This window comes from Microcoleus sp. N9_A1, from assembly GCF_036701795.1.
Taxonomy (GTDB): domain Bacteria; phylum Cyanobacteriota; class Cyanobacteriia; order Cyanobacteriales; family Microcoleaceae; genus Microcoleus.
Genome location: NZ_JAUBRI010000101.1, coordinates 5,056 through 16,210, shown reverse-complemented (window position 1 = coordinate 16,210; position 11,155 = coordinate 5,056). Strand labels below are relative to the sequence as shown.

Sequence of the window (11,155 nt, the reverse complement as noted above, 5' to 3'; positions counted from 1 at the left end):
TTGAATTGCCCATCAAGTGCGATGCCTGCGGCTGGCTTCGCCTACGCGATTTTTTCGAACTTATTCAGCAAGCCCTAATTAGGATCTTAAAAAAATATTTTTAAATCCCAAAGCTTTGTGGATATCGGTTTTTATGATTTTTCTCTTTAGCTGTTTATACCGTAAATCAGCAACGCCGATTTTTTCACTCAAACAGCTATAACGACTGAAATTGGGGAAGTTAGCTTTACCTTGTTAGAAGTAAAAACGTTGAAAATAAAATTCATAAAAACTTTTCTTGGGGTTGACTAATTCCCGACATTTCTTGTAAGATTGATTAAACAATAATATTCATTAGGCAATCTGTTAAGCGTATGTGTTTGTTTGGTTTAACCTAAAAGAGTACATTTTATTCGATTTTTTTATCTCGGGTTTCACTCATTTTTGTCGTTTCTGTGCTGTACCGCGTTACCGAAGCTTGCCGTAGGCATCGCATTCCCATCAAAAAACTGTTAGGAGTATTGTCAATGCACAACAGCTTATATGTAGGATGTACAGCCCTGCACACCTTACCCCTATAATTCGCAGATAAAACCACTTTCTTCGTAACTCCTATATATAAATTTTCTAAAGTGTGAGAAGAGGTATAATATTTATTGCGTGGTGCAAACATTCAAAAAAAAAATACAAGCAGAAATTTAAAATCTAAAATCGAATGAGTTACTGTTTAAACCCCAACTGTTCCAAGCCCGAAAACCCGGATACAGCCAAAATTTGCCGAAATTGCCGGTCAAAACTGCTGTTGCGCGACAGATATCGGGCCATAAAGGCGATCGGACAAGGAGGTTTTGGCAGAACATTACTCGCCGTTGACGAAGACAAACCATCAAAACCCCGCTGCGTCATCAAACAATTCTTACCCCCAGAAACCCAACTCATCCCATCAGCCAGCAATCGCAACAGCAAAAAAGCAGCCGAACTTTTTGAACAAGAAGCAATGCGATTGGATGAATTAGGGAAACATCCTCAAATCCCCGAACTCTTAGCCTATTCCATCCAAGATAACCGACAATATGTAGTCCAAGAATTTATCGACGGACAAAACCTAGCACAAATTGTAGCAACAGAAGGCACGTTTACACAAACTCAAATTCAAGACTTACTCAACAACTTATTACCCGTACTTCACTTCATCCATTCCCACAACGTTATTCACCGAGACATCAAACCCGGAAACATTATCCGCCGCGCCGACAAACAATTAGTTTTAGTAGACTTTGGCGCAGCAAAAATTGCCACAGGTACGGCTTTACTCAAAACAGGAACCAGCATCGGCAGCCCCGAATACATCGCCCCCGAACAAGCCAGAGGCAAAGCATTTTTTACCAGCGATTTGTACAGTTTAGGCGTAACTTGCCTTTATTTGCTAACTCAAGTTTCGCCATTTGACCTGTTCGATCCGGGCGAAGATGCCTGGATTTGGCGGCAATATTTGGCAAACAACCCGGTGAGTGAAGAACTCGGCAAAATCTTAGACCAACTGATTGAAAATGCTACGAACCGTCGCTATCAAACGGCTGTTGAAGTCTTAACCCAACTGAATCCAGAAGCATCTAGTAAACTCACCATTCCTCAAACAATTACCAAAGCAGTCAAACCTGCATCCAATCCCAATCCGCCCCCCCATCCAACTCATAACTGGCAATGTATTCACACCTTAACCGGACACAAAAACTTAATTTCGTCTGTAGCTTTTAGTCCTAACGGAGAAGTTGTAGCCAGCGGCAGCGATGACAAAACAATCAAGCTTTGGCAAGTACAAGACGGGCAAGAAATAGTAACTCTCGCAGGACACGCCAACTCAGTTCATACAGTAGTTTTCAGCCCCGACGGAAAGACACTTGCCAGCAGCAGCCACGACAAAACAATCAAACTTTGGCGGATGAAAGACGGGCAAGAAATCCGCACGCTTGCAGGTCACAGCAACTCAGTTTATGGATTAACTTTCAGTCCAGACGGCGAAACTGTGGCTAGCAGCAGTTGGGACAAAACAATCAAACTTTGGCGGGTGAAAGACGGGCAAGAAATCCGCACATTTAGCGGCCACATTAACTTAGTTTACTGCGTCGCATTCAGTCCAGACGGAGAAACTGTGGCTAGCAGCAGTTGGGACAGAACCATTAAGATTTGGCGAGTCAAAGATGGCAAGCTAATTCGCACGCTGACTGGTCATACAGACTGCGTGCGTTGTGTAGCTTTTAGTCCCAATGGAGAGTTTCTAGCAAGCGGCAGTCACGACAATACTATCAAAATTTGGTGGATCAAAGATTGGCAGGAAGTTTTAACAATTGCAGGTCATTCTTGGTATGTAGATTCGATCGCGTTTAGTCCCGATGGCGAAGTAATTGCCAGCAGCAGCAATCAAACTATCAAGATTTGGCGGGTCAAAAATGGTCAAGAACTTTATAATATTGCGGGTCATACTAACTCTGTCTATTCGGTTAATTTTAGCCCCGAAGGAGAGTTTTTGGCTAGCGGCAGCAGTGACAAAACTATTAAGATTTGGCAGAATATGATGTTTGTTTAATTGCCCATAATTAAAGTTGTAAGTCATGATAAAGATTGTAACCAAAAGATTTATGCTGCGTGACTTTGTAGATTCCGATCGATCGCCATTCTTGGACTATCAAGCCGATCCGCGCCACCAGACATTTTACGAACCCGATCGCTCTAGTCCCGATCGTGCCGCACGTCTATTCGAGATGTTTCAGGCCTGGGCTGGCGATCGCCCTCGACTCAATTACCAACTGGCGATCGTACAACGACAGGAACCTTACGCGCTTGTCGGTTGCTGTGGACTGCGGGGAAGATTGTCTGAAACTGGCGAGATGGAATTTGGTCTTGAACTGGCACCAGACTATTGGGGGCGATATGCCTACGCGATCGAGGTGGGGCGTGCGCTGCTCGACTTTGGGTTCACGGAACTCGATCTGAAGGCCATCTCCGGGTCTACTGTGAGTGCAAATACCCGGATCGCTCGGTTGGCCGAGTGGATAGGAGCAGAGGTGGTTGCTACCCGCCCAGGCTCATCATGGATGTCCGATCGCGGTTGGAGCGAGGTTCATTGGCGGATTGCACGGGCGCAATGGGAGCATCGTACTCTGCGGCACGGCCGATAATATATGTTTTTTTTGTGAACGGTTTATGAATGAGACAGCAGCCAATCAAATCCGTCAGCAGGTGGAAGCTGTGTACCGATCCGAGTCGCGTCGCGTTTTAGCCACCCTGATCCGCTTGCTCGGTGACTTCGATCGCGCCCAAGAGGCGATGCACGAAGCCTTCGCTCTGGCCCTAGCGCAATGGCCCCGTGACGGCATTCCTGCTAACCCGCGATCGTGGCTTGTTTCAGTGGGTCGCTTTAAAGCGATCGACACCATCCGCCGTCGCGCCCGCTTTGATACGCACTTGGCAGAACTCGCTCAACAACTCGATCCGAGTGACACCACAATCAAGGATGACGAGGACGTTGAGGACGATCGCCTGCGCTTGATTTTTACTTGCTGTCATCCGGCCCTGTCGCCAGAAGCTCAGGTGGCGTTGACGCTGCGGGAAGTCTGCGGACTCAGTACCGAGGAAATTGCCAGCGCCTTCCTGATTGCTCCCCCCACGTTGGCGCAGCGGATCGTGCGGGCCAAGGCGAAGATCCGCCACGCACGCATTCCTTATCAAGTGCCGTCGAAAACCGATTTGCCCGATCGATTGGACACCGTGCTTCAAACGATCTACCTAGTGTTTAACGAAGGGTACGCGGCCTCATCTGGCAGCTCGCTGACGCGGGCCGATCTCGCTGACGAAGCGATCCGTTTGGGACGGCTGGTAATGGAACTGTTGCCAGACTCCGAGGTGATTGGACTCCTGGCGCTGATGCTGCTGCAAGAATCGCGGCGCACCGCACGCACTTCCTCCACAGGCGACCTCATACTTCTAGAAGACCAAGATCGATCGCTCTGGAATCAAGCACAAATTTCTGAAGGCAGGTTACTGGTGCAGCAATCGCTATCATCAGGACGGTTTGGTTCGTACACGCTTCAGGCTGCGATCTCAGCCGTGCATTCAGAGGCCCAGAGTCCTGCTGCAACGGACTGGGCGCAGATTGTGGGCTTATACGACCTGCTCGTGCAATTAGAGCCGTCGCCGGTTGTTGCCTTAAATCGGGCTGTGGCAGTGGCAATGCGCGATGGCCCCTTAGCGGGACTGCAATCGATCAACCAAATATTAGCGCGTGGCGATTTGGCAGACTACCATCTGGCACACTCCGCGCGAGCCGATTTGTGTCGGCGGCTGGGCAGAACGGCTGATGCCAGAGAATCCTACCAAAAGGCGCTGGCGATCGTGAAACAGGAACCAGAGCGTCGTTTTCTCGAAAAACGCCTTCGCGAGTTAGGCTGAAAAAATTTTTTGCTGCGCTGTCGATTTGCAGCCTCGCCGAACGACTACTAAATGAAGGCGACTATCTCATATCGATTCCGGTTGCACCGTCCGTGATTGTTGATTGTTGACTGTTGACTGTTGACTGTTGACTGTTGACTGTTGACTGTGATTCAAAAAACTGAAAATTGCGCTGATATTTGTTGGCAGCTTGATTCGACTTTACGCCCATCCAATTTTGGAGGTAACGATGAAATACATATTGCTGATTTACAGCGACGAAAATGCCTGGACTGAAAGCGAGCTGCAGCAATGCTACGCCAAGTCTTTGCAGCTAACCCAAGAACTGCAAGCGAACAATCAATATTTGGGTGCTTCGCCGCTACACTCGATCGCCACAGCAACCAGTATTCGAGTGCGTGACGGCAAAAAACTTGTCACCGATGGACCGTTTGCGGAGACGCGCGAACAACTCGGCGGCTACTTTCTGATCGATGCCAAGGATCTTGACGAAGCGATCGCGATCGCAGCACGCATACCAAGCGCCAGTAAAGGTACGGTTGAAATTCGCCCGATCGTGGAACTGTCGGGCTTGCCATCAGACCAGTAGTTGCCGTCAATACCGCTCAACGCAGACTTCCACATCCGCACTGACAAACTTTTCCAGAAAAAATGTTCAACTTGTCGATCGCGCGCACATCTATTCGACTAGATGGTAGAGCAAGGGTTAGCAGTTTTCAATCTGCGCCCGGAAAACCAATCGACATCAATAAGGAGATACCACAATGACTGTGACAACCGAAACCACCAAAACACAAGACGAAGCCCAGATTCGACAAATCATCGCAGATACGGCCAGTGGCATCTGCGCCAAAGACCTCGATCGCATCATGGCGCACTACGCCCAAGATGTGATTATTTTCGATGCAATACCGCCGTTCCAAACCAAAGGTGCAGATGAATTTCGACGGACGTGGGAGGCGTGCCTGCCTTGCTTCCCGGACTCCTTCGGGATTGAGATGCGAGACCTCAGCCTCACCGTGAGCGGTGATTTGGCGATCGCGCACTGGCTTTTTCACTTCACAGGGATGCCAAAAGATCACCCAGGGGGGCAGATGTGGATGCGGATCACCTCTGCGTGCCAGCGGAAACAGGGCAGATGGCAGATTGTGCATGAGCATTGCTCTGTCCCCTTCGATCCAGAAACGTCTAAAGCCGTTTTCTCGATCGCACCTTAGCCCACCTCAACAACCATAAACAAAAGGAGATTTCCCGATGAAAGTCATGGTTCTAGTCAAAGCTACCGAAGACTCAGAGGCAGGCGTCATGCCCAGCGAACAGCTTCTGACGGAAATGGGGCAGTACAACGAAGCATTGGTCAAGGCGGGAATTATGCTCGCTGGCGAAGGGCTACATCCCAGCTCAAAAGGAGCGCGGGTGACGTTTTCAGGCACAAATCGCAGCGTGATTGACGGGCCGTTCACAGAGACAAAAGAGCTGATTGCCGGATTCTGGATCTGGCAAGTGCAGTCGATGGACGAAGCGATCGCCTGGGTCAAACGCTGCCCCAACCCCATGCCAGGAGAATCCGCGATCGAAATTCGCCCGATCTTTGCAGCAGAGGACTTCGGCGAATCCTTGACGCCCGAACTCAGGGAACAGGAAGAACGCATTCGGGCGCAGGCAGAACAACTCCAGCGTTCTTGAGGGCATAAATACTGCCTAACTTTTCGTCCGGCAGCCATATCATTTCCCATGAATGGATTGCTCGATCGACTATTAACCAAAGGAGTACATGATGCAATCGAATACTTATCTCTTTTTTGACGGTGAATGCAAAGCTGCATTTAAATTCTACGAACAGTGTTTAGGTGGCAAAATCGGCGACATGATGACCTATGGGGATGCGCCGATGTCTGAGGAAATTCCCTCCGAACAGCGCGATCGAATCATGCACGCCAACTTAACTGTTGGTGGAATGTTATTGATGGGTTCTGACACTCCACCCGATGGCTTTAAAAAACCGCAGGGATTCTCTGTGAATCTTCAATTTGACGATCTGGTCGAAGCGGAGCGGATCTTTCAAAAATTGGCAGAAAACGGAACGGTAAAGATGCCATTCCAAGAGACCTTCTGGTCTACCCGTTTTGGAATGCTTGTCGATCGATTTGGCACACCGTGGATGATTAATGTCCAGCCAGCTACCTAACCCTTTCAAGTTGGGTCACAACCGTTACCCTTCAATTCCAACATTAGCGAAAAATCGTTAATGTTTCACCTTGCGATCGAAGTTAAAAAGGAGAAAACATGGCTACTAAAATTTTCGTGAATTTACCCGTCAAAAATCTCGATCGGTCTGTCGAATTTTTTACTAAACTTGGATTCAGTTTTAACGCCCAGTTTACTGACGAAACTGCCACTTGTATGGTTGTGAGCGAAGACATCTTCGTCATGCTTTTGACAGAAGCCAAGTTCAAGGAATTTACACCCAACCCAATTTGCGATGCCACCAAGAGTACAGAAGTGCTGGTGTGCTTGTCTTCCGAAAGCCGAGAAGAAGTGGATAAAATGATTCGCAACGCAGTTGCTGCTGGCGGAACGACCTACAATGAACCGCAAGACTACGGATTTATGTATAGTAATGGCTTTCAGGATTTAGATGGCCACATTTGGGAAACTATGTTCATGGAACCCAGCGCAGTAAATCGTAAGGATTCAGGTAAAAAATAGTTTATTGAGAGCGGAAAAATATGGTAATGTAGTCAGATGAGCGAAAAGCCAGAGTTATCAGCAGCACTAAAATTAGAAATAGTTGACCAGTTGAGCCGTGAGGAGCTGGTCAAAATTGTGCTAACCCAACAGAAGCTGATTGAAAAATTACAACAAGAGCTCGAAAAGCTCAAAGAGAGACAGCCCAGCAATAGCAAAACATCATCGAAACCCCCATCAAGCGATCTCATACAGAAATCAGAGCTCGCCAAAGTTGATAACTCCAAAGAATCAGAAAAAGAGCCAAAGCCAAAACCAGGAGGACAGCGGGGACATATCGGTAAAACCCGAAAAGGATTTGGGCGAGTAGATAGATATCAAATCAGCACTCCTGACTCTTGTGAGCATTGTGGTAGCAGAGAATTAAGTGATGCGATTGGTTATAGCAAGCAGCAAGTAGCGTGTTTAGCAGCCTTACCAATTGAAGTGGTGGAATATCAACGAGTCAAATGTCAATGCCTAGAATGTGGAGCAATGGTGATGGGCTCACCAGCATCCGGGATAGTTCCTTGACTTGACTTAAGCATCGATCTACAAGCATTATTGGTATGGCTAGGTAATTATGGGCACATATCCTACGAAAAGCAACAAGAGTTCCTGCGCGAACTAGGTGGAATCGAAATAGGGATAGGGACATTACAAGCGACAAATGCGCGGGTAGCCGATGCTGTAAAGTCTGCCGTTGAAGCCTTATGGAAATGGGCACCATTACAAGCTTTCCGTCCATGTCGATGAAACCCCTTGGTGTGTCAAGGGAGTCAAAGAATGGTTGTGGACAGCTACGGGTCAAGATTTTTGCCTGTTTCATGCTGCGGATACTCGGAGTAGAGCCGAATTAGAGACGATGCTGGGGCATGAATTTGCTGGAGTGTTGAGCTCTGATGATTTTAGCGTCTACAACGGTGTGATTGTGGGAGCGCAACAAAAATGTTTAGCCCATCTACGGCGACATTTTAAGAAAGTTCTGCTTCTTAGTTACGGTAACAATACAGTCGTCGCCTCTGCGTTCTTGGAATTAATTGATGAGGCATTTCGACAACATCGAAAATGGCGGGAACACCCTGAAGAGCTTGATTATCAGACTTGGGCGAGGGACTTTAAGACCAGGTTGGCAGAATTGTTAAATACTTGGCAAGGTCATGTTGGTCATGCTGCTGGACTGTTATTGCGCTCGTTGCGTGAGAAAGCACATCAATGGTGGTACTTTTTAGACCATCCTTCCATTCCTCCTGATAATAATTTGGCAGAACGTTCTCTCCGATTAGCCGTGACGAAGCGTAAGGTATCTGGGGGCTCCCGGTCAATGTCTCGGTTTGAACAAACTGCTGATTTGTTATCTGTGATTCAGACTTGTCGGTTTCAGGGTAAAAGCGCAATGGCTTTTTTCCGTGATGCTATATCTGCCCATTCTTGTAACTTTTTCATGCCTTCTCTTATTCCCCAATCAAAGACCTGAATCCTTACAGTAAATCAAGGTTAGGCATTTTCTATCTGCTTTCTGAAAACAATACAAAGCTCTTCTCAATTGGTCAAAGTTAGTGATTGCATTGAGAAGAGCGATCGAATATCCAAAAATCCACAAAGGGTGCATCTCAGTTTGGCAAATCCCTGAAAAAATGGCTAAAATGAAAAATCTAGTAAAACTGTAAAAAAAGGATGAGATCAAGAAAATGATACCCGAAGATAAACAGCAGCTAAAAGCATACTTAAAAGGGGCAGCAGAAATTCTTTACAGAAATACAGATTCAGCCGCTCTCTCAAATGCCTGAAAGTATCGAGAAATCTCTACGTCAAAAAACGTTAAAAAAGTGAGTCCAGAACTAGGTAGCTTTTTTTTCAACAGTATCAGGAATTAAAACAGGAAGAATCCGAAAAGTAAAATCCGTAGTCGCCTTCCTCAACAGCGGTTCTCGTAAAACAATTGAGCTGATGAACCCTTACTACACTTTTAATAAACTCATTTTTTTCAATCCATCTGCTTCACGACCTCCAAGGCTAACCCTAACACCTCTGCAATTTGCTCATCCTTTAATCCCAACTGTCGTAATTTACCAACCATTTCAATTTTAACTTGATTAGGGCCATCCTGGTAGTCAGGAGTCGCAGGCTGACTTTTATATGGGGTAGAAGTGGGTAATTCTGAGCAACCATTGATATAATTAATTGTGTTGCTATCCCAAAAATTAGTAGTGTTGCGATCGCCCAAATTGATATTCAGATTTAATTGACGTTCTAGAACAGATGCAATATTACCTTTATCAATTTGTTCACCAAAAACATCAGATAACATTTGCAAAAGCTTGTAACCTACATCCTTAGCATGACCTGCCGTACAACCGTAAGTATCTGCAATATCAGAATACTTTTGTCGCTTAAGTATTCCCTCTATAATTTTACGCTGCAAGTCATTGAGAGGTTTGCCTGTCTTCGCGCTGATCACTTCATCTACAAATTGCAAGATAGGGGCAGTGTCCATCAGTAGGAGTGTCGGAGAACTACAGTTAGTATACCAGACTTTTTCCGTCTTTTTCCGTCTTTTTCCGCCTTGCATCCACATTTTATAAAGACCCGTCTTTTTCCGTCTTTTTTCTCTTTTCAGTTTTGGGCGATCGGTCTATGATACGGAAGAGGTAAAAAGCATCTTCGCTAGAGCAAGTCGCTGCGAACTTAATTCCGCTTCTCAACCGAGAGCGATCGGGAGAAAAATTATGTCGGTGTTCGATCAGCGCAGTCAGAAAGTAAACTACCAATACAATGATGCTGGAGATATCAATTTTGCAACAGTTCAAAATCAAGCACACCTTGTTAACGAGCTAGAGAATCTCAATTCTGAGATAACAAAAGCTGGAAATGCTCAAGTTATTGATGCGGAGATTGTTACAGATGTTCAATATCAAATTCAGAAAGCTGTTGACCAGTCTAAAAAGCCTGAGCCAAACAAGAATACAATTGTAGAACATCTCATTCAGGCTAAAGATTTTCTAAAAAATATCGCTGAAGTAGGTGGAATTGTTGCTGGTATTGTAAAGGCTATTGAATTAGTTCAGCAATTGTTTTATAATCTGAAAGCTTGCACGGTGATCAATGTGTAGAAACTAGGGACAACTCTATAACAGCTAGTTATTGCAAATTCATGACAAACTTTAATCAGCAAGACCAAAATACAAATCATCAAATTAACCAAGTAATTACTAGACAAATCGTCACTAATAACTTTAATGTTAACGATGAGTTAGTCGAAAATTTTGTAGAGAGCATTGCTGGCCTCCTCCCTCTTAATGCTGATCCACAAGTTAAGAAATCTTTGATACTTCAAGTAGTTATTGAATGTGAAAAGAGCGGACTTTTGCCACTTTCTTCTGACGAGTTATTGTTAATTTTTAATAAACTAAGTACACTAAGCTTACAAGAATTTAATAGGCTACTATCTTCTGATAACAAGTATAAGAAACTGAAAAATCGTCTCGGCTGGTTTATTCTTGGTGGAACTGGTGTTGCTGGTGCTACTGGGGTTGGGGTCACAGCAGTGCACTACCAGAAAGTCATTGAGGATCTGAAATCCAATGACGAGTTATATAAACCAGGTCGAGAACCTGATCCACCTAGTTACCTAACTGAGCCAGATGACCCAGAACGATTGCCAATAAATCGAGAACCCTATCTACCTAGTTTCGATCCCACTAAGTCAAATAACTTAGGACAATCTCTCAGAATAATTTCTAGACTTGGTAATGATTTCCTTTCTACACCATCTCCTCCTCCTGGTGGTGGAGGTGGCGATAGTAGTCTCCCAAGTCAGTCTCACGATCAAGTAGTTGACAATATAATTGAAGGAAATCTTGAGGCAAGGGTTAGTGATGCCGTGGACTTGGGTAGCTCTTTTAGTAGTCTCCCAAGTCAGCCTCACGATCAAGTAGTTGACAATATAATTGAAGGAAATCTTGAGGCAAGGGTTAGTGATGCCGTGGACTTGGGTAGC

General features: G+C 45.7%; 11 protein-coding genes and 2 pseudogenes. 12 read left to right on the top strand and 1 reads right to left on the bottom strand.

Annotation, left to right across the window (positions count from 1 at the left end; all coding sequences use genetic code 11):
- Nucleotides 1-694: 694 nt before the first annotated feature.
- The 10 genes and pseudogenes from QUA58_RS28575 to QUA58_RS28530 all read left to right on the top strand — a co-directional run.
- Nucleotides 695-2,566, top strand: a complete 1,872-nt coding sequence (locus QUA58_RS28575) for a serine/threonine-protein kinase (RefSeq protein ID WP_333397493.1) — start codon at nt 695-697, stop codon at nt 2,564-2,566.
- Between the two features lie 52 nt (nt 2,567-2,618).
- The gene (locus QUA58_RS28570) at nt 2,619-3,158 is read left to right on the top strand and encodes a GNAT family N-acetyltransferase (protein WP_333397490.1); all 540 of its coding nucleotides are present in this window, start codon (nt 2,619-2,621) and stop codon (nt 3,156-3,158) included.
- A gap of 25 nt (nt 3,159-3,183) precedes the next feature.
- A complete protein-coding gene (locus QUA58_RS28565) occupies nt 3,184-4,428 on the top strand; it encodes an RNA polymerase sigma factor (RefSeq protein WP_333397489.1) in 1,245 nt (414 codons plus the stop codon).
- Nucleotides 4,429-4,657: 229 nt separating this feature from the next.
- Nucleotides 4,658-5,017 (top strand): YciI family protein, encoded by a 360-nt coding sequence (locus tag QUA58_RS28560; protein WP_333127503.1) that lies wholly within the window; start codon nt 4,658-4,660, stop codon nt 5,015-5,017.
- 175 nt (nt 5,018-5,192) lie between these two features.
- Nucleotides 5,193-5,645: a nuclear transport factor 2 family protein gene (locus tag QUA58_RS28555; protein WP_333397487.1), complete on the top strand. Its 453-nt coding sequence runs from the start codon at nt 5,193-5,195 to the stop codon at nt 5,643-5,645.
- Between the two features lie 37 nt (nt 5,646-5,682).
- Nucleotides 5,683-6,114: a YciI family protein gene (locus QUA58_RS28550; protein ID WP_333397486.1), complete on the top strand. Its 432-nt coding sequence runs from the start codon at nt 5,683-5,685 to the stop codon at nt 6,112-6,114.
- Nucleotides 6,115-6,202: 88 nt separating this feature from the next.
- Nucleotides 6,203-6,616, top strand: a complete 414-nt coding sequence (locus tag QUA58_RS28545; RefSeq protein WP_333397483.1) for a VOC family protein — start codon at nt 6,203-6,205, stop codon at nt 6,614-6,616.
- A gap of 98 nt (nt 6,617-6,714) precedes the next feature.
- A complete protein-coding gene (locus QUA58_RS28540; protein ID WP_333397480.1) occupies nt 6,715-7,137 on the top strand; it encodes a VOC family protein in 423 nt (140 codons plus the stop codon).
- Between the two features lie 36 nt (nt 7,138-7,173).
- Nucleotides 7,174-8,632: pseudogene (gene tnpC / locus QUA58_RS28535) on the top strand (IS66 family transposase).
- A 214-nt stretch (nt 8,633-8,846) separates the two neighbouring features.
- Nucleotides 8,847-9,075: pseudogene (locus QUA58_RS28530) on the top strand (ISKra4-like element ISMiva1 family transposase); the annotation flags it as partial.
- A gap of 67 nt (nt 9,076-9,142) precedes the next feature.
- Here QUA58_RS28530 and QUA58_RS28525 read toward each other — a convergent pair.
- The gene (locus QUA58_RS28525) at nt 9,143-9,652 is read right to left on the bottom strand and encodes a hypothetical protein (protein ID WP_333397478.1); all 510 of its coding nucleotides are present in this window, start codon (nt 9,650-9,652) and stop codon (nt 9,143-9,145) included.
- A gap of 232 nt (nt 9,653-9,884) precedes the next feature.
- Here QUA58_RS28525 and QUA58_RS28520 point away from each other — a divergent pair, with 232 nt between their 5' ends.
- Together QUA58_RS28520 and QUA58_RS28515 are read left to right on the top strand one after the other, a co-directional pair.
- Nucleotides 9,885-10,268 (top strand): hypothetical protein, encoded by a 384-nt coding sequence (locus QUA58_RS28520; RefSeq protein WP_333397477.1) that lies wholly within the window; start codon nt 9,885-9,887, stop codon nt 10,266-10,268.
- A 41-nt stretch (nt 10,269-10,309) separates the two neighbouring features.
- Nucleotides 10,310-11,155: hypothetical protein (locus tag QUA58_RS28515; protein WP_333397474.1), on the top strand; the 846-nt coding region annotated here is incomplete at its 3' end.

Excerpts from the sequence above, each read along its gene's own strand:
- QUA58_RS28575 (WP_333397493.1), top strand. The coding sequence starts at position 695 with ATGAGTTACTGTTTAAACCCCAACTGTTCCAAGCCCGAAAACCCGGAT.
- QUA58_RS28570 (WP_333397490.1), top strand. The coding sequence starts at position 2,619 with ATGCTGCGTGACTTTGTAGATTCCGATCGATCGCCATTCTTGGACTAT.
- QUA58_RS28565 (WP_333397489.1), top strand. The coding sequence starts at position 3,184 with ATGAATGAGACAGCAGCCAATCAAATCCGTCAGCAGGTGGAAGCTGTG.
- QUA58_RS28560 (WP_333127503.1), top strand. The coding sequence starts at position 4,658 with ATGAAATACATATTGCTGATTTACAGCGACGAAAATGCCTGGACTGAA.
- QUA58_RS28555 (WP_333397487.1), top strand. The coding sequence starts at position 5,193 with ATGACTGTGACAACCGAAACCACCAAAACACAAGACGAAGCCCAGATT.
- QUA58_RS28550 (WP_333397486.1), top strand. The coding sequence starts at position 5,683 with ATGAAAGTCATGGTTCTAGTCAAAGCTACCGAAGACTCAGAGGCAGGC.
- QUA58_RS28545 (WP_333397483.1), top strand. The coding sequence starts at position 6,203 with ATGATGCAATCGAATACTTATCTCTTTTTTGACGGTGAATGCAAAGCT.
- QUA58_RS28540 (WP_333397480.1), top strand. The coding sequence starts at position 6,715 with ATGGCTACTAAAATTTTCGTGAATTTACCCGTCAAAAATCTCGATCGG.
- QUA58_RS28525 (WP_333397478.1), bottom strand. The coding sequence starts at position 9,652 with ATGGACACTGCCCCTATCTTGCAATTTGTAGATGAAGTGATCAGCGCG.
- QUA58_RS28520 (WP_333397477.1), top strand. The coding sequence starts at position 9,885 with ATGTCGGTGTTCGATCAGCGCAGTCAGAAAGTAAACTACCAATACAAT.